The sequence below is a fragment of the Deltaproteobacteria bacterium GWC2_65_14 genome, from assembly GCA_001797615.1.
GTDB lineage: Bacteria > Desulfobacterota > Deferrimicrobia > Deferrimicrobiales > Deferrimicrobiaceae > GWC2-65-14.
This window is the reverse complement of the sequence record MGPV01000042.1, coordinates 14,287-36,154: the sequence shown is the minus strand read 5'-3', so window position 1 is coordinate 36,154 and position 21,868 is coordinate 14,287. Positions and strand designations below refer to the sequence as shown.

The window sequence follows — 21,868 nt, the reverse complement described above, 5'->3', positions numbered from 1 at the left end:
GCTACGCCGGGGGCCTCGCCCCCCGGACCAGGAGGCGGATCGACCGGGACCCCCGGAAGACCGACCACTGGGGGGTGAAGAGGATGTCGACCGCCTCGCCCGGCTCCGCGGGGATCGAAGCGCCCTGGAAGGCGACCGCATCGAACCGTCGGGTCCCCTCCGAAAGCTCGAGCCTGTGATGCTGCCCGTTCCCTCCGAAGGGGGTCTTCCTCTCCACCCAGAGGTTCCGGGCCGCCAGCACCGGCTCCTCGTTTCCCATCCCGAACGGGCGCAGACGGTCGAACTCCTCCAGGAGGCGGGGGGAGACCTCCCCGAGCGGGACCTCCGCGTCGACCAGGGTCGCGGGAGATGTGTCGCGTCCCTGCGCGTACCGGCCGGCCAGCCGGTCCAGCCCCTCCCGGAAGGCCGGGAGGTTCTCCGCGGGAAGAGAGACCCCCGCAGCCTGGGAATGTCCCCCGTAGCGGCTCAGCAGCGGGGAGAGCTCGGAGAGCGCCGTAAGGAGCGGGAAGCCGTCCGCGCTCCGCAGCGAGCCGGTCGCCTCCCCATCCTTGAACGTCAGAAAGGCCGAGGGGCGGAAGTACCGCTCGGCGAACTTCGAGGCCACGATCCCCAGCACTCCCAAGGGCCATCCGGGGTCGGCCAGCACGATCGCCCCCGGGACGCCGGACGGAAAGCCGGCGCGAAGGGCCTCCTCGGCCTCCCGGACCGCCCGCTCCTCCTCCCGCTGCCTCCTCGCGTTGTCCGCGTGAAGCTCGCGGGCGATCCTCCCCGCCGTTTCCGGATCTCCCGCGAGAAGCAGCTCGGAGCTGCGCCGGGAATCCCCCATCCGCCCCGCCGCGTTCAGGCGCGGCCCCACGCGGAAGCCGAGGTCCGCCTCCGTCACATGCTCCGGGTCGACCCCGGCCAGCGCGAGCAGGGCCCGGATCCCCGGCCTGGGCCGTTTCCGGATCTCCTCGATCCCCGCCCTCACGAAGAGCCGGTTGTCCCCCCGAAGAGGAACCATGTCGGCGACGGTCCCCAGGGCGACCAGGTCGAGGTACCTGCGCAGGTTCGGCTCGTCGCCCTCCCCGCGGAACCCCCCTCCGTCCCGCAGCAGGCGGCGCACGCCGCACACCAGGAGGAAGGCCACACCGACCCCCGCGATCTCCTTCTCCGGGTAGGGACAGTCGTTTTGCTTCGGGTTCAGGACGGCATAGGCGGGAGGGAGCCGCTCTCCCGGGGTGTGGTGATCCGTCACGATCACATCCATCCCCAGCCCCGCGGCCTGCCGGATCGCCTCCTCGTCGGAGATGCCGCAATCCACCGTGACGACCAGCCGGAAACCCTCCTCCGCCGCGGCGGCGAGGTGCGGGATCCGCAGGCCGTACCCGTCGTCTACCCGGTGGTTCTGGTGGATCCGGACCGGAAGGCCGGGGAAGACCTCCCCGAGGAACAGGTGCAGGACGGCGGCCCCGGTCGCCCCGTCCACGTCGTAGTCGGCGTAGATGAGAACCTTCTCGTTCCGCCGGCCCGCATCCACGACCCGCGCGGCCGCCTTCTCGAGATCCTTCATCAGAAACGGGGAAGTGACTTCCCGGAGAGTTCCGGAGAGGAAATCCCTCGCCCCGAGGGGATCGGTGATCCCCCGGTTCACGAGGACCCTGGCCGACGGTTCGGAAAGGCCGGTCGCCTCCCGGATCTCCCGGACCTGCCGGGCCTCCGGGGTCCGGAGCACCCATCCCCTCTCGAACCGCGTTCTCACTCCTCGATCGCTCGTCCCCCGGCCGCGCCTCCGGTCCCGGCGACCCGGTGGGAGCGGCGGGCGGTCATTTCCTCACCTGGGCGATCTTCTCCCCCCTCCAGGCCGCCACGATCGGGCTGGCCACGAACACGGAGGAGTAGGTGCCGATCACGATGCCGACCGCGAGGGCGAGGGCGAAGCTCTTCAGGACGATCCCGCCGAAGAAGAGCAGGGCCAGGGAGGCCAGCAGGGTCGTCAGGGCGGTGATGATGGTCCGGCTCAGGACCTCGTTCACGCTTACGTTGATCGTCTCCGAGAAGGTCCCCTTCTTCCGGAGGCGGAGATTCTCCCGGATCCGGTCGAAGACCACCACCGTGTCGGTCAGGGAGTACCCCCCGATGGTGAGCAGGGCGGTGATGAAGAGCAGGTCGATCTCCTTCCCCAGGAGGTAGAATATCCCGGTCAGGCCGACCACGTCGTGGAAGGTGGCCAGGGTGGCGGCCACCCCGAACTTGAACTCGAACCGCCAGGCGATGTAGGACACGATCGCCAGGGCGGAGATCGCGAGGGCGAAGAGCGCGTCGCTCCGCAGCTTCTTCCCGATCGCCGGCCCGATCTCGCTCGTGCTCTCCACGGTGAGGGGATTGGAGGAAAACTGCTTCCGGAGCAGCTCGACGATCCGCTCCGCGACCATCTTCTCCTCCTTCCCGTGCGCTCCCACCTTGACGATCAGGATGTTCTCCCCCGGGACCGCCTGCAGGGCCGCCTCCCGGTACCCGCCGTCCGCAAGGGCCTTCCGCATCTCCTCCATCCGGAACGGCTTCTCGAACCGCACCTGGATGGAGGTTCCCCCGGCGATCTCGATCCCGAGGTTGGCGTTTCCGGTGAAGATCTGGAACACGCCGAAGAACCCCAGCGCCATCAGCAGCCCGGACACCACCATCGTGTAGCGCCTCAGCCCCATGAAATCGATCTCGGTCTTCCGGATCAGTTCCCTCATCGCCGTCGACGCCCCTGTCCCTCCCGGATCTCCCGTGCCACTCCCGGCCCCATCAGATGCTGAGCGCCTGCATCGGGCGCTTCGCGTTGATGTAGTCGAAGATCACCTTCGTGCAGACCAGCGCGGTGAACAGGTTGATCGCGACCCCCATGGAGAGGGTGACGGCGAACCCCTTGATCGGGCCGGTCCCGAACTGGAAGAGGATCATCGCGGTGATCAGCGTGGTCACGTGGGAATCGACCACGGTCCAGAACGCCTTGTCGTACCCGGCGTCGATCGAGGCCCGCACCGATTTCCGGGCCCGGATCTCCTCCCGGATCCGCTCGTAGATCAGCACGTTCGAGTCGACCGCCATCCCGATGGCGAGGATGATCCCCGCGATTCCGGGAAGCGTCATGGTCGCCTCGAGCACCGCCATCCCCGCCAGGAGGAAAAGGATGTTGAAGACGAGGGCGAAGTCGGCGATCAGTCCCGCGAACCGGTAGTAGACCACCATGAAAACCACGACGAGCAGGGCCCCGATGAGAGCGGCCCGGACCCCCTTCTCGATGGAGTCGCGGCCGAGCGACGGCCCCACCGACACGTTCTGGATGACCTTCACGGGCGCCGGAAGGGATCCCGCCCGAAGGACGATCGCCAGGTCGGTGGCCTCCTCGGCCGTGAAGGACCCGGTGATCTGGGCGTCCCCGCCCGAAATCCGCTCCTGGATCACCGGAGCCGAGTAGACGGTGTCGTCCAGGACGATCGCCAGGCGCCGCTTCACGTTCTCCGCGGTCACCCGGTCGAAGATCTCGGCCCCCCGCGCGTTGAAGGAGAGCGACACATAGGCCCCCCCCCGGTTGGACTCGAAGCTCACCCGTGCGGTCTTGATCGTCTCGCCGGTCAGCAGCGCCCGCTTCCTCACCAGCATCGGCGACTTCGAGACCCGGCCGGTCTGCGGGTCGACCGACTTCTGGTAGAGCAGCTCGTCCCCCTCGGGGATGTTCCCTTTCATCGCCTCCTCGACGCTCGCCCCCTCGTCGACGAGCTTGAACTCCAGCAGCGCAGTCTTCCCCACCAGCTCGATCGCCCGTTGCTGGTCCTTGATCCCCGGGAGCTGGACGACGATCCGGTCGTCCCCCTCGGCGACGATCTGCGGCTCCCGGACGCCGAACTGGTCGATCCGGTTCCGGATCGTCTCCACCCCCTGCGTCACGGCGTTCGCCCGGATCGCCTGCACCTCGGAGGGAGTCATCTTTCCCCGGACGGAAGACCCGCCGGAGGTCACCTGCCCCAGGGAGAAGTCGAGGGAGCCCACATCCTCCTTGAGGAGGGAAAGCGCCCGCTCCGCGAAGTCGCCCGGGGGAAGCCGGAGAAGGAACCCGTCGAATCCCTCCTTCTCGAAGCCGAGGACCGGGATCCCCTTTTCCCGCAGCCTGGCCCGGGCGTCGTCCGCGTACCGCGATGCGGTGTTCTCGATCGCCTTGTCGATCTCCACGGCCAGCCGCAGGAACACCCCCCCTTGCAGGTCCAGCCCGAGGTGGATCTTCGGGGCCCGGTCCCGCCAGGCATCGGGTAGCCGGTCGGTGAGGCTGGGAAGCACGAGGATGATAGAAGCCGCCGTCAGCACGGCGATGAGGGTGAATCTCCACGCGATGCTCTTCCTCATGATCTGCCGGTCGCTCCTTTCGCAGCCTGTCCCGGCAGGCTCAGCCGGACTTCGTCTCGGCGGAAGCCGCCGCGTCCTGGCTGGAGCCCCCGATCGCGGTGCGGGTCACCTTCACCCGGACCTTGTCCGCGATCTCGAGGGTGACCGTGGTGTCGGTCATCCCCTTGACCTCGCCGTGAAGCCCCCCGGTGGTCACGACCCGGTCCCCCACCTTCAGGCTCCGGATGAATTCCCGGAGCTTCTTTGCCGTCTTCTGCTGCGGGCGGATCAGGAGAAAATAGAAGACGACGAACATCAGCAGAAGGGGGACCATCCCCGCGAGCCCGCCGGCCCCTCCGTCCCCTTTTCCACCCAATGCGTGCGCAACCCCGCTGAACAGGAAGATCATGTCCCCGTGTACCTCCTGGAAAATACTTAACGGTCTCTCGAAACTAGTGATTCTTTCATAGTTCCCGGGAAATTTCCAACAGAAATTGCCTCGCGGATCCGTCCCATAAGCGCCGCGTAATGCTGGAGGTTGTGGACCGTCAGCGCCATCGAGGAGAGGATCTCCCCCGACAGGTACAGGTGCCGGAGGTAGGCTCGGGAGAAGGAGCTGCAGGTCGGGCATGTGCAAGATTCGTCCGGCGGCCGGGGATCGTCCGCGTACCGGGCCTGCTTGATCGACATCGGCCCGTCGGATGTGTAGAGCATCCCGTTGCGCGCGTTGCGGGTGGGAATCACGCAGTCGAAGAGGTCCACCCCGCAGGACACGGCGTGCAGGATGTCCTCCGGGGTGCCCACTCCCATCAGGTATCTCGGCTTCTCCCCGGGGAGCAGCGGGGCCGTACCCCCCACCGTTTCCCGCTGGTGCTCCTTCCCCTCCCCCACGCTCACCCCCCCGATCGCGTACCCGTCGAACGGAATGGAGCAGATCTCCTCCACGCTCCGCCGGCGCAGGTCCGGGAACAGCCCCCCCTGGACGATCCCGAAGAGCCCCCCCTCCTCCCGGCGCGAGGCGGCGCGGCACCGCCGCGCCCAGTCCGTGGTCCGGCGGACCGCCTCCTCCGCCTCCCGCCGCCCGGCCGGAAGCTCCACGCACTCGTCCAGCGCCATCCGGATGTCCGAGCCCAGCGCCTCCTGGATTTCGACCGCCAGCTCCGGGGTCAGGAAGTGGAGCGACCCGTCCAGATGGGACCGGAAGGAAACCCCCTCGTCGGTCACCTTCCGCAGGGCGGCCAGGGAAAAGACCTGGAAGCCGCCGCTGTCGGTCAGGATCGTCCCGTCCCATCCCATGAAGCGGTGCAGCCCCCCGAGCCGGCGTATCCGCTCGTGCCCCGGCCGAAGGTACAGGTGGTAGGTGTTCGCGAGCACACACCCGTACCCCATGCCCCGGAGCTGGTCCGGCCAGGTTCCCTTGACGGCGGCGGAGGTCCCCACCGGCATGAAGGCCGGCGTCGGGAACTCCCCGTGCTCCGTCCGGATCGCCCCGGTCCGCGCGTTGGACCCGGCGTCACGCGCCGTCACGGTGAAGGAAAGCGGCATATGCGACTCCTGAGAACAGGGACGTTCCTAAGAACAGGGACGGTCCTGGAGAACGCTCCGCCCCTCATCACCCTTTGTCGTGGACTTCGATCCCCGGTGCCATTTCCGCCTCGCAAAGAACAGGGACGTTCCTGGAAATCGCTCCATCCATAAACAATCCTCCGTCGTGAACTGCGATCCCCAGTACCATCTTCACGCCTCGCCACAGGACGATAAAAACAGGGACGGTCCTGGAGAACACTCCGCCCATCGCCATCCCGCTGTCGTGGACTTCGGTCCCCTGTGCCTTCGTCATCCCCCTCCACAGGACCGTCCCTACAGCAAGAGCATCGCGTCGCCGTAGCTGAAGAACCGGTACTCCCGCTCCACCGCCTGCGCGTAGGCCTTCCGGACGAGATCCTCCCCCGCGAAGGCCATGACGAGCGCGAGGAGGCTGGAGCGCGGAAGGTGGAAGTTCGTGACCATCGCGTCCACGACGCGGAATCGGCAGCCGGGATAAAGGAAAAGCCGGGTCGTCCCATCCGACGGGTCGACCCGGCCGTCCTCCCGGCCGCAGCTCTCCAGCGTCCGCGCCGAGGTCGTTCCGACCGCGACCACCCGTCCCCCTCTGTCCCTCGCGTCGGCGACCGCGTGCGCGGCCTCCGGCCCGAGGCGGTATTTTTCCGGGTGGATGCGGAACTCCTCCACATTCTCCGTCCGGATCGGGGAAAAGGTTCCGTATCCCACCGCGAGCGTGACCTTCGCGATGGAGACGCCGGCCCGGGCCGCCTCCTCCAGCATCTCCCGGTCGAAGTGGAGCCCGGCGGTGGGGGCGGCCACGGAGCCGGGTACCTCCGCGTACACGGTCTGGTACCGTTCCCTGTCCACCGCTGCCGCGGGGTCCCCCGCGGTCCGGCGGATGTAGGGGGGCAGCGGGACGTCGCCCCCACGCTCGAGCGCCTCCTGGACGCCGCCTTCCGCCGCAAGCCGGACGTTCCAGGTTCCCTCCACGTTTCGGCCGAGCAGGGTCGCCCGCAGCGTCTCCCCGACGCGGAACTCCATCCCCTCCCGAAGCTTCCGGGAGGGGCGCGCCAGCGCTTCCCAGACTTCTTCCCTACCGCCCTCCTCCCGGGCCGCAAGCAGGAAGATCTCGACCGCGCCCCCCGTCTCCCTCGTCGCCCGCAGACGCCCCCGGATCACCTTCGTGTCGTTCAGGACCAGCAGGTCCCCCCGGCGAAGAAACCTCGGCAGCTCCGCGAACCGGTGGTGCAGGATCTCTTCCGGCGCGCGCCGGACCACCATCAGGCGCGCATCCCGCCTCCGTGCGGCGGGGATCTGCGCGACCAGCCGCTTTGGCAGCGGGTAGTCCAGCCGTCCGGTGTTCAGCGTCCTCCCCCCCGGATATCGGTGCCCGGGTAGTAGCGCAGGAGGATCTCCCGGTAGCCCTTCCCCGCCTTCGCCATCCCGTTCGCCCCCCACTGGCACATCCCCACTCCGTGCCCGTATCCTTCCCCCGAGATGTCCCATCCGTCCGCCTTCGGAACGATCTCCATCTTCAGGCTCCGGACCTTCGCGTATCCCGCCGCCCGCCGGAAGAGGGAGGCCTTCATGTCCCGGGAGACCCCCCCGGAGGAGATTCTCACCCGGGACGCCCTCCCCGTGGAGTTCCGCTCCGTCACCTCCAGGAGCAGCCGGCCGGCCGGCTGGATCCCCAGCGACTTCGCGACGCGCCGGCCTTCCTCGCTTCCCATCCGGTAGGCCCACCGCCACACCGGACTTCCCCGGCAATCGTCGCAGAAGACCGACCGGAGATAGGGGACCTCCTGTCCCCATGCGTTGGCCGCGCTCTCGGTTCTCCCGCCGCAGGTGGAGTGGTAGACCGCCCGGGCGAGCTCCCCGCGGTAGGTAATCGCCTCCCCCCGCGTGGATTCCGCCGCCCGGAGGAAGAGATCGCGCACGCCGTCGTTTCCGTCGAAGACCTGGTCCTCCACGTCGGAGACCAGGTCGTAGTCGGGACTGCGGGGCCGGGCCATCCCCAGGAGGGCATAGGTCCGCACGGCGACGGCCTGGGCGGCGAGCGCCTCCGGGAGGAAGGACGGGGCGGCTTCCTTCGAAAGGACCGCCGCCACATACTCCTCGAGCGGGACGGGGATCACCGCCTGGAGAGACCCGGCCGACGCGGTCAGCCGGACCCTCCCGCGGAGCGGTTTTCCGTCGATCCGCAACCCCCCGGGAGCCCACGCGTCGATCGGCGATTCGAACGTCCGGCCTCCGCCCCACGAAATCCGCGTCCCCTCGGCCGACACCGAAACGGGTCCGTCCGACATCGCGAGAAGCTCCCCCCGGGGGGCCCACGCCCGGATCGATTCCCCCGAGAGGTGCAGCTCCTTGCGGTCCGCCGCGATCCGGACGCGGACCGGCCGCTCGGAGGGAACCGGGGGAGGCGGGGGCGCCGGAGCCGGGAGCGCGACCGGGGGCGCGGGAGACGGAATCGGAGCCGGCGGCTCCGCCCGGCGCGGGGGGGCCGCGCATCCGGCAAAAACGAGAAGGAGCGCGACGATCCGCGCGCCCCCTTTCCCGCCAACCGTCATGGAGTTCAGGAAGCGGCTTATGCCCCGCCCTCTTCCTTCTCCAGGGTCCTGTCCGTTCCCATCTGCCCCTTGGCGATCTTTGCCAGCTCCATGAACGGAGTGAACAGGTCGATGGGAACCGGGAAAACGATGGTCGAGTTGTTCTCCGTCGCCACTTCCCGAAGCGTCTGCAGGAACCGGAGCTGCAGCGCTATCGAGTGCTTGCTGAGAATCCCCGCCGCGTCGGACAGCTTCTGCGCCGCCTGGAACTCCCCTTCCGCCCCGATGACCTTGGCGCGCCGCTCCCGCTCCGCCTCCGCCTGTTTCGCCATGGCGCGCTGCATCTCCTGCGGCAGGTCGATATGCTTGATCTCCACCTTCGCCACCTTGATCCCCCACGGATCCGTATCCTTGTCGAGGATCTCCTGAATGTGCGTGTTGATTTTCTCGCGCTCGGAGAGCAGGTCGTCGAGCTCTCCCTGACCGCACACCGACCGGAGCGTCGTCTGCGCGAGCTGGGAGGTGGCGTACAGGTAGTTCTCGACGGTGAGGATCGCCCGGTTGGGATCCAGCACCCGGAAGTAGAGGACGGCGTTCACCTTCACGGAGACGTTGTCCCGCGTGATCACGTCCTGGGGCGGGACGTCCATCGCCACCACGCGAAGGTCGACCCGGACCATCTTGTCGATCATGGGGATGAGGAGGATCAGCCCCGGCCCCTTTGCCCCGATCACCCGGCCCAGCCGGAAGATCACACCCCGCTCGTACTCGTTCAGGATCTTGATGGCGCTGTACAGGAACAGAACCGCGATGACCACAATGGCAGCGTAAGGAATCATTCTTCTCTCCTCTGGAAATAGTGTCCCGCCGGAACCGGTGCGGCTACGATTTTGGCTTCACCACAAGCGTCATTCCCTCTCTCCGCGTAACCGTCACCTCCTCCCCTTTCCGAAGCGGCGTATCGCAGGACGCGTCCCACAGCTCCCCCACGACGAAGACCTTCCCCTTCCCCTTCCCCGTGAAGTCCGTCACGGCCGCCCCGATCTCCCCGATCAGCCCCTCCGACCCCGTCACAGGCTTGCGGAGCTGGCTGCGCACCGCGAGGGTGACCACGGTCCCGAAGAACGCCGCGGAGATGCCGACCATCGCGAGAATGACTCCCCAGGAGATGCGAAGGTATGGATCCACCGAGGAACGAAACAGCATGAGACTCCCGAGAACGAGGGCGATGATTCCCCCGATGGTCAGGGCTCCGTGGGAGGCGATCTTGACCTCGAGAATGAACAGGATCAACGCGAGCGCGATCAGCAGGAACCCGGCGTAGTTCGCCGAGAGGGTCTGCAGGGAGTAGAAGCCGAGGATCAGTGCGATCCCGCCGACGATCCCCGGAAAGACCGCCCCGGGGTTGGAGAGCTCGAAGAAGATTCCGTAGACGCCGATCATCATGAGGATGTAGGCGATGTTCGGGTCGGCCAGCGAGGAGAGGATCCGGTGCCGCAGTCCCATCGGGTAGCGGACGACCCGGGCACTGCGGGTCGAAAGCACGACCGTCTTCCCGTTCTTCTCGATCTTCCGCCCGTGGATCCGGTCGAGCAGCGCCTCGAGGGAGGGGGACACCAGGTCGATCACCTTCTTCTCGAGGGCGTCGGTCGCCGTGAGCGACGCGCTCTCCCGGACGGCGCTCTCGGCCCAGTCGCCGTTGCGCCCCTTCTTCTCCGCGAGGGAGCGGGCATAGGTCGCGGCGTCGTTCTCCACCTTCTTCGCCATCGTGTTGTCCATCTGGCCGCCCCCCATGCTCACCGGATGGGCGGCGCCGATGTTCGTCCCCGTCGCCATGGCGGCCACGTCCGAGGCGATGGTGACCAGCACCCCCGCGGAGGCGGCCCGGGCCCCGGACGGGGAGACGTACACGGCCACGGGGACGTCGGTCCGGAGGATCTCCCGGACCATCTGCCGCATCGAGCTGTCGAGCCCCCCCGGGGTGTCCAGCTCCACGACGAGCAGCGCGGCGCCCTCCTCCTCCGCGCGCTCGATCGCGGAGACGAGGTACTCGGCGCTCACGGGGTTGATCGAGCCGGAGATCGTGGCGACCAGCACCCCGGGCGCGGAGGCGCTCTTCTGCCCCCACGCGGGAGCGGCGGCGGCGGAAAGCAACAGCAGGAGGAATGCGCAGGAACGGGTCTTCACGGCTCCCTCTTCCGGAACACGGCGAACTTCAGGTACTCGGTCTCCGGCATCCCCAGCAGCACCGGGTGGTCCGCCGGCTGCCCTCCCCGGCGCAGGAGCTGGGCGTCGACAGCCGCGTCCGCCGCCGCGTCCCGGAGGGCCTCCATCCATTTGGCCATATCGATGAGTTGCGTGCAAGACGAGGTGGCGACGATCCCCCCCGGCTCCGCCAGCAGGAAGCCGAGCCGGTTGATGTCCCGGTATCCCCGCAGCGCCCCCTCCCTCCCCTCCCGCGACTTGGCGAACGACGGCGGGTCGAGCACCACGAGCCCGAACCGGCGTCCCGCCTCGAGCATCGCGCGCATCTCCCGGAAGAGGTCCCCCGCCCTGCCTTCCCACCGTCCGCCGAACCCGTTCCGCGCGGCGTTCTCCCCGGCCGCCCGGACCGCCGGCTCGGAGGCGTCCACCGCGAGGACATTCCGGGCGCCCCCCGCAAGCGCCAGGATCCCGAAGGCCCCGGTCGAGCAGAACCCGTCGAGCACCGTCCTTCCCCCCGCCATCTCCCGGACGATCCTCCGGTTTTCCCGCTGGTCCAGGAAGAAGCCGGTCTTGGGGCCCGTCTCGACGTCCACCCGGAACCGGCAGCCGTCGATCTCGACCTCCTCGGCCGTGTCCCCCTCCCCGTACAGGGGACCCCGCCGCTCCGAAAGCCCCTCCTGCCTCCTTCCCCCGCCCTCCGACCGCTCGAAGATCAGGCGGGGGGAACAGGCCGCAACGAGGGCGGACACGATCTGTTCCCGGACCCGCTCCATCCCCGCGGTGAGGATCTGCACGACGAGGACGCCCCCGTAGCGGTCCGCGATCACCCCGGGGAGAAAATCGCCCTCCGAGTAGAGGAGCCGCAGGGCGGACAGCCCGCCCATTCCGGCCTCGTTCCGGCGGCGGAGGGCCTCCCCGATCCTTTCCGAGACGAACGACTCCGTCGGGGAGACGGCGCCGCGGGAGACGATCCGGAGGGAGATTCTGCTGGAGAGGTTCAGCGTGCCCGTCCCGAGGAGATCGCCGGAGCGGGAGCGCGCCAGGACCCACTCGCCGGGGGGGATCCCCGCGGGGACTTCCCGAAGGTCGTCCCCGAACACCCAGAGGTGTCCGCTTCGCACCCGCTCCTCGCCCTTGCGGCCGAGCCGGATTTCCGGAAGGGAAGGGGGCATCTTCAGCGGAATCCGAGCTTCTCCGCGATCCGGCCGAAATCCTCGAACACCTCTTCCTCCTTCGAGGCGTTGCGGAGGATGTAGGCGGGATGGTAGGTGGGAAGCACCGGGGTCCCGTCCAGATCCCGCCACCGTCCCCGTACGCGGGTGATCCGTTCGTCGATCCCGAACAGGTGATTCAACGCCACGCCCCCCAGCGTGCAGAGAACGTCCGGCCGGACGGCCCGGATCTGGCGCCGGAGGTAGGGAAGGCAGGAGGCGGCCTCCTCCGGCAGCGGGGCCCGGTTTCCGGGGGGCCTGCACTTGACGATGTTCGCGATGTAGACCTCCTCCCGCGAAAGCCCGATCCGGGCGATCCACCGGTTCAGCCGCTTCCCCGCGGCGCCGACGAACGGCTCCCCCTGGCGGTCCTCCTCCTCCCCGGGGCCCTCGCCCACGAACATCAGGCGGGCCTTCGGGCTCCCCGTCCCGAAGACGACGGTCCTCCTCCCGGAGCAGAGCGCGCATCCCCGGCATGCCAGCAGCTCGTCGCGGATCTCCTCGAGGCTCTCCCCGGGGGCCACCGAGGCGGGAGGCACGGGGACGAAGTCGATCCCGATCTCGCGGAGCCAGGCCGCCACCATCTTCCGGGGGATCCGCTTCACCACGGCTACAGCAGCTTTCCCTTGACGGCGATCCAGACGCCCACGGCGATCCCCTCCTTCGAGGAGAGAGGCAGCTCCCGCACCTCGCCGTCGGCGAAGAGGATCCTCACCTCGTTGTCGTCCGACTCGAATCCGATATCGGTGCGGGAGACGTCGTTCGCGACGATCGCGTCCAGGTTCTTGCGCCGCATCTTCTCTCCCGCGTGGCGGACGATGTCTTCGGTCTCGGCGGCGAACCCGATCAGGACCTTCTTCCCCTTGTCGTTCCCCAGCGATTCCAGGATGTCCGCCGTCGGGGCGAGATCGAGCCGCCAGGAGAAGCCCTCCTTCTTGATCTTGGAGCGGGAGACCTTCGCGGCACGGAAATCGGCCACCGCCGCGCACATCACCACCGCGTCGGCCTCCCGCGCGGCCTTCTCGACCGCGCGCTTCATCTCCTCCCCCGACCGGACGCGGACCGTGTCGATGAACGGGGGGTCCGGCAGCGCGCCGGGCCCGGCCACCAGCGTGACCTCCGCGCCGAACCTCCGGGCGACGCGGGCCATCGCGTACCCCATTTTTCCCGACGACCGGTTCGAGAGGACCCGGACGGGGTCCAGCGGCTCCACGGTCGGTCCCGCGCTCACGACGACCTTTTTCCCCGAGAGAATCTTCTCCGTCAGGACGATCCGGGACATCTCCACGATCTTCCCGACCGCCGCCAGCCTCCCCGGCCCGTGCGTCCCGCAGGCGAGATCCCCCACGTCCGGCTCCACGAAGTGGAACCCGCGGGCGCGCAGGACTCCGAGGTTCTCCTGGACCGCCGCCGAGGCGTACATCCGGTCGTTCATCGCCGGGGCAAGCAGCACCGGAGCGTCGGTCGCCGTGACCACGGTGGAGAGCATGTCGTCCGCGATCCCCCCGCGGATCTTTCCGAGGATGTTCGCGGTGGCGGGCGCGATCAGGAGCAGATCCGCACGCTGGGCGAGGGAGATGTGCCCGATCTCCGCCTCGGACCAGAGGTCGAACAGGTCGGTGACGACCGGGTTCTTCGACAGGGTCTGCAGCGTCAGCGGGGTGATGAACTTCGCCCCCGACGCCGTCAGGATCGTCCGGACGTTCGCCCCCTCCGCCGTCAGTTCCCGGAGGATCTCGCAGGCCTTGTAGGCGGCGATCCCCCCCGTCACCCCCAGGACAATTTCCTTCCCCGACAAGATGCCCACGGTCAGGTTCCTCCCGTGAAGAACGGATTTGTCCGCTTCTCCTCCCCGACGGTGGTCGCCGGCCCGTGGCCCGGGAACAGCACCGTGTCGTCGGAAAGGGTGAAAATCCTGGTCCGAACCGAATCGATCAGCGTTTCGTACGATCCTCCCGGAAGGTCGGTCCTCCCGATCGACCCGGCGAAGATCAGGTCTCCGACGAACGCCATCCCGCCGGCGATGTAGCAGACGCAGCCCGGGGTGTGCCCGGGAGTATGCGCCACGCGGAAATCGACCCCTCCGAAGGAGACGGTGTCCCCGTCGGCCACCAGGTGATCCGGCTTCGGGGGGTTCTGCACCGAGAGCCCGAACAGCATCCCCTGCCGGCGGGCCCCGAGCATCCTCTCCAGGTCGTCGGCGTGCACGTACACGGGGGCGCCCGTCTTCTCCCGGAGGAGCCCGACCGCGCCGACATGGTCGAAGTGCCCGTGGGTCAGCAGGATCTTCTCCACCGCTAGGCCGAGATTCCCGATCTCCCGGAGGAGCGACTCCCCGTCCCCCCCGGGGTCGACCACGACCGCCTTCCGGGCGGCCGGATCCTCCACGATGAAGGCATTCACCGCGAGCGGGCCGACCTCCATGATATGGACGCGGAACGGCAGCTTCTTCACAGCTTCTGCGCCCACGAGGAAAAGAGATCGGTGTAGTCGGCGGCGATCTCCTCCGCGACGTTCCGGTCCTCCGTCTCCACGACGAGGTGGAAATAGGCCTCGTCCTGGCTGGGGTAGACCAGCGCCCAGTCCTCGCCGCGGAAGATCTTGACCCCGTCTATGACCTGGGCCTGCTTCCCCTTGGCATGCTCGGTCAGCATCCGCATCAGGGTCCCCTTGTGCTCCCAGGCGCAGGGGATCTTCTTCTTCAGGAGCACGGTCGGCGGGATCTCCCGCAGGGTGTCGGAGAGGGAGCGGGATTCCCGCGCGAGCATCTCCATGAGCCGGACGATCGAGAACATCCCGTCGAAGGCGGGCTGGAACCTCGGGAACATGTAGCCGCCGTTGTCGTCGCCCACGAAGGAGATCCCCTCCCGCGCGGCGGTCTCCATCAGGGAGCGCGGCAGGGTCCGCGTCCGGACGACCTCCATCCCGAACCTCGCGGCGATCTTCTCGATGTTCCGGGAGGCGGTGACCGGGACCCCGACCTTTCCCTCCCGCTTCCTGCGGCAGGCGAGCAGCGCGACCACCTGGAGCGCCACCCAGTCCGGGAGGATCTCCCCCTTCTCGTCGGCGAGGAAGATCTTCTCGCCGCCGGTGTCGAGCATCACGGCGAAATCGGCCGAGAGGGAGCGGGCGATCGCCGTGAGGTGGCGCAGCCCGCGGTCGAACTCCTCCTCGGTCTTCGTGATGCGGGCCGCGTCCAGGTTCGCGTTCAGGGCGACCGTCTCGACTCCGAGGCGTCCCAGGATCCGGGGGAAGATCAGGGTGGAGGAGCCGTAGGAATAGTCGATCACGATGTTGAATCCCCGCTCCTTGACCGCCTTCCCGTCGATCGCCTTGATGAAGCCGTCGACGTAGGTGTCGAATCCGCCCACGGGGAAGGAGATCTCCCCCGTCTCCTCGCTGTCCGCCCGGACGAAGTCCTCCCGGAAGAAGAGCAGCTCGGCGTTTTTCTCGACGTTCATCGGGAGGTTCAGCCCGTTCTCGTCGAAGAACTTCAGGTCCACGAAGGAGGGGTTGAAGGGGCTCTTCCGCGTGTGCACCCCCCCCTTCTCCTCACGGTGGCTCCGGGAGAGGTAGCGCACGACCGGCAGCGGGGTCACGCCGTAGTCGTGGACGTCGACCCCCACCGAGAGCATCCCGGTCATGATCGCCCGGTTGATCATCCGCGAGGTCTTGTGGCTGTCCCGGCTCGTGGAGAGGACGACCTTCCGGCCGAAGGTGGCGGCGTAGGCCGCGCCGATCTTCGCGGCGAACTCCGGGGAGATCTCGTGGTTCGCCAGCCCGTAGACCCCGTAGGCCCCGAAGAGGGAGCGCGCCCACTTCTCCCCCCAGATGAGGGAGGAGGAGAGCACCGCGCCGTCCTCCACCGTCTTGTGGGGCCAGACCTTGACGTTCGCCTTCACCACCGCCTCGGTCCCGATCGTGCAGTGGTCGCTGATCACCGCCCGCTCGGCGATGAAGGCCCTCCCCCGGATCTCGCAGTCCGATCCGATGACGTTCTCCAGGAGCCGCGCCCCCTTGTGGATCCTCGTGCGGGGCCAGACGACCGTGGACTGGAGGACCGCTCCCTCCTCCACGACGCAGCCGTCCCCCAGGACCACGTTCTCCGCGGAGACCCCCGCCTCCACCACGCAGTCCTTCCCGAGCACGACGTTATGGAGCTCGGAGGTGTAGTCGACGCGGGAATTCTCCCCGATCCAGACGTTCCCGTCGCCCGCCTTCTTCCCGTCGAACTCGATCCCGCCCTTCCCCCCCAGGATGTCGAGGTGGACGTTCAGGTACTCGTCGAGGTTTCCGACGTCCTTCCAGTATCCTTCCGCGATGTAGCCGAGCAGCCGGTCCCCCCGCTCCAGCATCGCCGGGAAGAGGTTCTTGCTGAAGTCGAAGCTCTTCCCCGGGGGGATGAGGGAGAGCACCTCCGGCTCGAGGATGTAGATCCCGGTGTTGATGGTGTCGGAGAAGACCTCCCCCCAGGAGGGCTTCTCGAGGAACCGGACGATCCGCCCGTCCTCCGCGGTGATGACGATCCCGTACTGGAGCGGGTTGGGGACGCGGGTGAGGACGATCGTGGCGGCGGCGCCGCGCTCCCGGTGGAACTCGATCGCCCGGGAGAGATCGAAGTCGGTGATGATGTCGGCGCTGATGACGAGGAAGGTCCCGTCCATCCGGGACTCCGCGTTCTTGACCGCCCCCGCGGTGCCGTAGTCGGCCTCGGCGCCGATGTAGTGGATGGAGACCCCCCACCGGGAGCCGTCCCCGAAATAGGAGGTGATCTTGTCCGGGTAGAAGTAGAGCAGGACCTCCAGGTCGGTGATCCCCTCGCGCGCCAGGAGGCGGACCACATGCTCCATCATCGGGCGGTTCGCCACGTACGCCATCGGCTTCGGAAGCTTCTCCGTGAGAGGGCGCAGCCTCGTCCCGAACCCCCCCGCCATCACGACAGCCTTCATCCGGTGTACCTCTCGTCGGAAATCCGGGACATCAGACCATCCCGGCCAGCTTGCTCAACCCGAACCCGGCGAACGACAGGGAGAAGAAGAAGAGAAAGACCGCGCAGGTCCCCACGACCCCGCGGTAGGCCCGGTCGGAAAAGCGGCTCCGCCCCGCCGACACGGCGAACCCGACGAAGAGGTACCAGGCGAAGTCCGCCAGGATGTGGCCGGCGAAGAAAAGGAGGATCCCCAGGGTCCCCAGCTCCCGCGAGAGGACGAGGTATCCCAGGCCGATCGTGGCCCACCAGATCGTCCAGTAGGGGTTCGAGATCGAGGCCACGATCCCGTTCAGGACGGAGCGGGCCAGCCCCCCCTTCCCTTCCCCGGCCGACTCCCGGGACGGGGCGGAGGATTCGTCCCCTCCCACGTCGAAGCGGAGGGTGCGGATCTCCCGGACCATTCCGATCGCCATCCAGAAGAGCATCCCCCCCCCGGCCAGCGAGATCACCGTGACCGCGAGGTCCCCCCGGACCCATTCCGCGAGCCCCAGGAGGATGAGGGAGAGCAGGCAGGCCTCGAGAATGCCGTGCCCGAGGACGAGCAGCGGCGCCGCCGCGAACCCCCGGCGGGACGTGTCGCGGATCGTCACGGCGAGGAGCGGCCCCGGCATGAGGGCCCCGGAGAGGCCGATGATGAAGGAAGAGACGAAGATGGTGGCGGGGGTCGTGAAATTCATCATAATATTGAAGTGTATAGCACATCCGTGCGGAGGGAAAGGGCGACATGGCGAAGAAACCGGCTTCCCCCAGTGCGACCGCCTCCGTACGGCTGTCCGGGTCCGGCCCCGGGGCCTTCCGGGGACCCTCCCCCACCGCGGACGTCATCATCGAGGTCGGGGACCGGATCGTCCTGGTCCTTAGGAAGCATCCTCCCGCGGGCTGGGCCATCCCCGGGGGATTCATCGACGAGGGAGAGCGGGCCCGGGATGCCGCGGTGCGCGAGGCGCTCGAGGAGACCGGCCTTTCCGTGACCCTCACCGCGCTGCTCGGGGTCTACTCCGACCCGTCGAGGGACCCTCGCCGCCACACGATCTCCGCCGTCTACATCGGCCGGGCCCGCGGGACACCCGCCGCGGGAGACGACGCGGCCGAGGCGCGGCTGTTCGGGGAGTCCGACCTTCCCTCGCCGATCGCCTTCGACCACGCCGCGATCCTCGCGGACTACTTCCGGTTCCGCCGGACCGGGAAGCGGCCGCTGTGATGCGGCACCACCGGTGAGGGTCCCTCAATGCCCCCGCCGCCTCGGCCAAGTGGCGCCCGGGACCGGCTCCGCTGCCTCGGAGGGGGGCTTCGCTTCGCCCGCCCTCCGCCCCCGGCTCAATCCTTTTATCTCCGCTCATCCCCCCTCCTGCGGCAGCTCCGCCGGCACCCGGGGACCCGCAGCGATGCGGGGGGGGTCGACGAGGCGGCCTGTGGAGCGAGCATTGCCTTTTCGGCGAGCGGAACGGCAGCGAGCGGTCGAAGATCGCGAGCGTAGCCGAGGGGACCCCTCCCGCGAGCCAGGGTCCCCGATCGGCTGGTGTCTCCGTCAGCGCCGGGTCAGGCGAGCGCCTTGACGGCCTGCTCGATCCGGTCGATCCCCTTCTCGATGTTCTTCATCGAGGTCGCGTAGGAGAGACGCTGGCAGGCGTCGTCCCCGAACGCCACTCCTGGAACCGAGGCGACCTTGTGGTCGTCGAGCAGGTAGGCCGCCAGATCGGAGGATCCGCCGATCTTCTTCCCCGCCGGCGTCTTCTTCCCGTATGCCCCGGAGAAGTTCGGGAAGACGTAGAAGGCCCCCAGCGGGAGCAGGCAGGAGACGCCGGGGATCTTGTTCAGCCGGTCGACGATGTAACGCCGCCGCTTGTCGAACTCGGCGACCCAGCCCTTCAGGAACTCCTGGGAGCCGTTCAGCGCCTCGACCGACGCCTTGTCGCAGAAGGAAACCGGGTTGCTGGTGCTCTGGCTCTGGATGTTGTTCATCGCCGCGACCAGGTCCTTGTCGGCGGCCACGTACCCGATCCGCCATCCCGTCATCGAGTAGGCCTTCGACAGGCCGTTGACCAGGATCGTCCGCTTCCGGATCTCCTCCCCGAAGGAGGCGATGCTCGCGAACTGGAACCCGTCGTAGACCAGCTTCTCGTAGATCTCGTCGGAGAGGACGGTGATGTCCCGCTGGACGATCACCTCGGCCAGGCCTTTCAGCTCGTCCTTCGTGTAGGCCGCCCCCGTGGGGTTGGAAGGGCTGTTGAGGACGAAGCACTTCGTGCGCTTGGTGATCGCCTTGTCGAGCTGCTTCGGCGTCACCTTGAAGCCGTTCTTCTGACCCGTTTCCAGGATCACCGGGGTGGCGTCCGCCAGCAGCGCGATGTCCGGGTAGGAGACCCAGTAGGGCGCCGGGATGAGGATTTCGTCCCCCTTCTGCCACGCCGCCTGGGCCACGTTGTAGATCGAGTGCTTGGCCCCCACGGAAACGATGATGTTCTCCCGCTTGTACGAGAGGCCGTTGTCCCGGGAGAGTTTCGCCAGGATCGCGTCCTTGAGCTCCGGGGACCCCGGGACCGGGGTGTACTTCGTGTACCCCTCGTCCAGCGCCTTCTTGGCCGCCGCCTTGATGTGGTCCGGGGTGTCGAAATCGGGCTCCCCCGCCCCGAAGCCGACCACGTCGATTCCCTGCGCCTTCATCGCCTTCGCCTTGCTCGTGATCGCCAGCGTCGGGGACGGCTGGATCTTTCCCACCCTGTCTGCAAGCTTCATCGTCGCGATCTCCTTCCCCGTGCCGGGGGGGTGTTGGGATTATTTCCGCGCCGCGATCTTCCGGAGCACCTGGGACCGGACCAGCGGCGGAACGAGGTCGTCGATCTTCCCTCCGAACCGGGCGATCTCCTTGGCGATGTTCGAGCTGATGTAGGAATACCGCTCTCCCGTCATCATGAAGACGGTGTCTATGGAGGGGGCCAGCTTCTTGTTCATGTGCGCCATCTGGAACTCGTATTCGAAATCCGAGATCGCCCGCAGCCCCCGGATCACGACGTGGGCCCCCACCCCCTGCACGTACTCCACCAGGAGTCCCCGGAAGGAGGTCACCTCGACGTTCGGATAGGGGCGGGTGAGCTTCTTCAGCATCGCCACCCGCTCGGCGGGGGAGAAGATGACGTCCTTCCGGATGTTCTTCGCGACCGTCACGATCACCCGGGCGAAGACCCGGGAGGATCGCTCGACGATGTCGAGATGTCCGTAGGTCGGCGGATCGAACGAGCCCGGATAGACCGCGATGGTTCTCATGTTGTCTCCTTGGCCTCAGGAATTTCGTAGAAGATCACCCGGGTGTCGCCGTACCGCCGGTCGTCCGCGATTTCCCACCCGGGCGGCATTTGGGGAACGGCCTCTCTCGAGGACTCCTCCACCACCACCATCGCCCCCGGCTCCGCGACCCCGCAGGATTCCATCTCTTCGGCCGCCCGGGAGGCAAGTCCCCTTCCGTACGGGGGGTCCAGAAAGACCAGCCGGAATCTCCGGCCCCGGGACTTCAGGTGGCGGAGCGCCCGCAGGGAATCCATGTTCAGAAGCTCCGCCCCCTCCGCGCGAAGCGTCTCGACGTTCCGGCGCAGGACGGAGAAGGCGGCCGGATCCTGCTCCACCAGAATCGCCGACCGGGCCCCGCGCGACAGCGCCTCGAGCCCGAGCGCCCCGGTTCCCGCGAAGAGGTCGAGCACTCCGGCTCCCTCCACCCGGGATCCGAGGATCCCGAAGACCGACTCCCGGACGCGGTCCGAGGTCGGGCGCACCGCGCGTCCCTTCGGCGCCGCGAGCGGCCTCCCCCGCCATTTTCCCGCGACGATCCGCACTCCGGATCAGGAGCGCACGGAAAGGTGATCCGCCACCGCCTTCGCGGTGCCCTCCGCGCGGAAGGCGCGCAGCAGTTCCAGCGCCTCGCGGCGGGCCCCTTCCTCGATCTTCCGCGCGAATTCCGCCGGGATCGAGTCGATCTCCGGCTTGAACTGCTTCGTGGCGAACTTGATGTCCTTGCCGGCCGCCTTCGCCCAGTCGCGCATCTTCCCCATCAGGGCGGGGGGCAGCCCGGCGTGGGCGACGTTCTGCCACTGGGTCCCGACGTTCCCCTTCCGGATCCCGTAGTCGGCGAACCGCCCGACCAGGTGGAGCGGCGTCCCGGTGATCCCGTGCTGGGCGATGGAGACGCCGAACCGCCCGTACACCGCCTCGTAGATCTGCCCGGTCCGGTCCAGGTCGAGAGAGATCTGCTCCCCGTCGAGGTAGTTCCCGTGCTTGGACCCGTTGTTGATCGCGAGAAGGTCGGCCGGAACCTTCCCATCCGCCAGCCGCTCCATCAGTTCCACCGCCTCCTCCACCGTGGAGAGGGCACCTTCGCTCCCGGCCGCCTTGATCTCCCCGACCTCCACCTCCAGCCCCAGCCCCCGCTCCGTGATCGGGCGGGAGAGGTCGGCCACGATCCTCGCGTTGTCGGGGATCGGGTTGAACGAGGCGTCGATGGCGAAGCAGGTGTACCCCGCCTCGATCTCCGCGGCGATGAGGGCCCTGGAACCCTCGACCTCCTTTTCGGAAGTGTTCTTCACCGTGATATGGTCGCCGTGGATGAGGAAGGGAAGGGAAAAGCCGGTCCTCTTCGCGCAGTCGAAAATGGTGGAGGCGAAGATCTCCGGAGTCATGCCGGTATATCCCCCCGCCAGGTCCCCTTCCGACTTCGCCAGTTCGAAGGCGACGACGGCGCCCAGTTCCTCCGCGGCGCGCATGATCCCGGGGATCACCGACGGGATCCGAATGTTGCAGGCCATCACGATGACCTTCCGGGGCGCGAGCGCCCGGAACACGTCGTGCCCGTTCAGCGGGCAGGCCGGGTTCCCCGCGGGAATCCTGCGTGCGGCGTTCCCGGGCACGAACTTTCTCAGCGGTTTCCAGTCCATTCGTTCTCCTCCGGGAAAATCTGCCCCCTCATTATTGGAATTTCGCTCCCGTTCGTCAAGGCGCTCTCCCGGTGCCGGCCGCGATCCCGCGCCCGAATC

General features: G+C 68.0%; 21 protein-coding genes. 1 reads left to right on the top strand and 20 read right to left on the bottom strand.

Features of this window, described 5'->3' with window-relative positions; all coding sequences use genetic code 11:
* Position 1: 1 nt before the first annotated feature.
* The 16 genes from A2X88_01790 to A2X88_01715 form a co-directional block, all read right to left on the bottom strand.
* Positions 2-1,741 (bottom strand): single-stranded-DNA-specific exonuclease RecJ, encoded by a 1,740-nt coding sequence (locus A2X88_01790; GenBank protein ID OGP33834.1) that lies wholly within the window; start codon positions 1,739-1,741, stop codon positions 2-4.
* A gap of 64 nt (positions 1,742-1,805) precedes the next feature.
* On the bottom strand, positions 1,806-2,720 hold the full coding sequence (locus tag A2X88_01785) for a protein-export membrane protein SecF (GenBank protein ID OGP33833.1): 915 nt from the start codon (positions 2,718-2,720) through the stop codon (positions 1,806-1,808).
* A gap of 52 nt (positions 2,721-2,772) precedes the next feature.
* Positions 2,773-4,368, bottom strand: coding sequence for a protein-export membrane protein SecD (locus A2X88_01780; protein ID OGP33832.1), 1,596 nt, complete (start codon positions 4,366-4,368; stop codon positions 2,773-2,775).
* A 40-nt stretch (positions 4,369-4,408) separates the two neighbouring features.
* Positions 4,409-4,756, bottom strand: coding sequence for a preprotein translocase subunit YajC (locus tag A2X88_01775; protein ID OGP33831.1), 348 nt, complete (start codon positions 4,754-4,756; stop codon positions 4,409-4,411).
* Between the two features lie 26 nt (positions 4,757-4,782).
* A complete protein-coding gene (locus A2X88_01770) occupies positions 4,783-5,892 on the bottom strand; it encodes a tRNA guanosine(34) transglycosylase Tgt (protein ID OGP33830.1) in 1,110 nt (369 codons plus the stop codon).
* 67 nt (positions 5,893-5,959) lie between these two features.
* Complete coding sequence (locus tag A2X88_01765) at positions 5,960-6,187, bottom strand: hypothetical protein (GenBank protein ID OGP33829.1); 228 nt, start codon at positions 6,185-6,187, stop codon at positions 5,960-5,962.
* Positions 6,188-6,207: 20 nt separating this feature from the next.
* Positions 6,208-7,257, bottom strand: a complete 1,050-nt coding sequence (locus A2X88_01760) for a tRNA preQ1(34) S-adenosylmethionine ribosyltransferase-isomerase QueA (GenBank protein OGP33903.1) — start codon at positions 7,255-7,257, stop codon at positions 6,208-6,210.
* Positions 7,254-8,462, bottom strand: a complete 1,209-nt coding sequence (locus A2X88_01755) for a hypothetical protein (protein OGP33828.1) — start codon at positions 8,460-8,462, stop codon at positions 7,254-7,256. Before A2X88_01755 ends, A2X88_01760 begins: the two co-directional genes overlap by 4 nt.
* A 17-nt stretch (positions 8,463-8,479) precedes the next feature.
* The gene (locus tag A2X88_01750) at positions 8,480-9,280 is read right to left on the bottom strand and encodes a hypothetical protein (protein OGP33827.1); all 801 of its coding nucleotides are present in this window, start codon (positions 9,278-9,280) and stop codon (positions 8,480-8,482) included.
* 43 nt (positions 9,281-9,323) lie between these two features.
* Positions 9,324-10,598, bottom strand: a complete 1,275-nt coding sequence (locus A2X88_01745) for a serine protease (protein ID OGP33902.1) — start codon at positions 10,596-10,598, stop codon at positions 9,324-9,326.
* A 26-nt stretch (positions 10,599-10,624) separates the two neighbouring features.
* Positions 10,625-11,818, bottom strand: coding sequence for a hypothetical protein (locus A2X88_01740; GenBank protein OGP33826.1), 1,194 nt, complete (start codon positions 11,816-11,818; stop codon positions 10,625-10,627).
* Positions 11,819-11,820: 2 nt separating this feature from the next.
* Entirely contained in the window at positions 11,821-12,417 is a 597-nt protein-coding gene (locus tag A2X88_01735; GenBank protein OGP33901.1) for a hypothetical protein, read from the bottom strand.
* Between the two features lie 50 nt (positions 12,418-12,467).
* Entirely contained in the window at positions 12,468-13,658 is a 1,191-nt protein-coding gene (locus A2X88_01730; GenBank protein ID OGP33900.1) for a phosphopantothenoylcysteine decarboxylase, read from the bottom strand.
* An 8-nt stretch (positions 13,659-13,666) separates the two neighbouring features.
* Positions 13,667-14,281, bottom strand: a complete 615-nt coding sequence (locus A2X88_01725; protein ID OGP33899.1) for an MBL fold metallo-hydrolase — start codon at positions 14,279-14,281, stop codon at positions 13,667-13,669.
* A gap of 26 nt (positions 14,282-14,307) precedes the next feature.
* Positions 14,308-16,806, bottom strand: a complete 2,499-nt coding sequence (locus A2X88_01720; protein OGP33825.1) for a nucleotidyltransferase — start codon at positions 16,804-16,806, stop codon at positions 14,308-14,310.
* 31 nt (positions 16,807-16,837) lie between these two features.
* Positions 16,838-17,524 (bottom strand): hypothetical protein, encoded by a 687-nt coding sequence (locus A2X88_01715; GenBank protein ID OGP33898.1) that lies wholly within the window; start codon positions 17,522-17,524, stop codon positions 16,838-16,840.
* A gap of 92 nt (positions 17,525-17,616) precedes the next feature.
* Here A2X88_01715 and A2X88_01710 point away from each other — a divergent pair, with 92 nt between their 5' ends.
* Entirely contained in the window at positions 17,617-18,048 is a 432-nt protein-coding gene (locus A2X88_01710; GenBank protein OGP33897.1) for an NUDIX hydrolase, read from the top strand.
* Positions 18,049-18,386: 338 nt separating this feature from the next.
* On the opposite strand, the gene A2X88_01705 is transcribed toward A2X88_01710, so the two are convergent.
* The 4 genes from A2X88_01705 to A2X88_01690 are packed head-to-tail and all read right to left on the bottom strand — an operon-like array spanning position 18,387 to position 21,769.
* On the bottom strand, positions 18,387-19,583 hold the full coding sequence (locus A2X88_01705) for an aspartate aminotransferase (GenBank protein OGP33824.1): 1,197 nt from the start codon (positions 19,581-19,583) through the stop codon (positions 18,387-18,389).
* Between the two features lie 39 nt (positions 19,584-19,622).
* Positions 19,623-20,111, bottom strand: coding sequence for a pantetheine-phosphate adenylyltransferase (locus tag A2X88_01700; protein ID OGP33823.1), 489 nt, complete (start codon positions 20,109-20,111; stop codon positions 19,623-19,625).
* On the bottom strand, positions 20,108-20,674 hold the full coding sequence (locus A2X88_01695; GenBank protein OGP33822.1) for a 16S rRNA (guanine(966)-N(2))-methyltransferase RsmD: 567 nt from the start codon (positions 20,672-20,674) through the stop codon (positions 20,108-20,110). Before A2X88_01695 ends, A2X88_01700 begins: the two co-directional genes overlap by 4 nt.
* A gap of 6 nt (positions 20,675-20,680) precedes the next feature.
* A complete protein-coding gene (locus A2X88_01690) occupies positions 20,681-21,769 on the bottom strand; it encodes a fructose-bisphosphate aldolase (protein ID OGP33821.1) in 1,089 nt (362 codons plus the stop codon).
* Positions 21,770-21,868 lie beyond the last annotated feature (99 nt).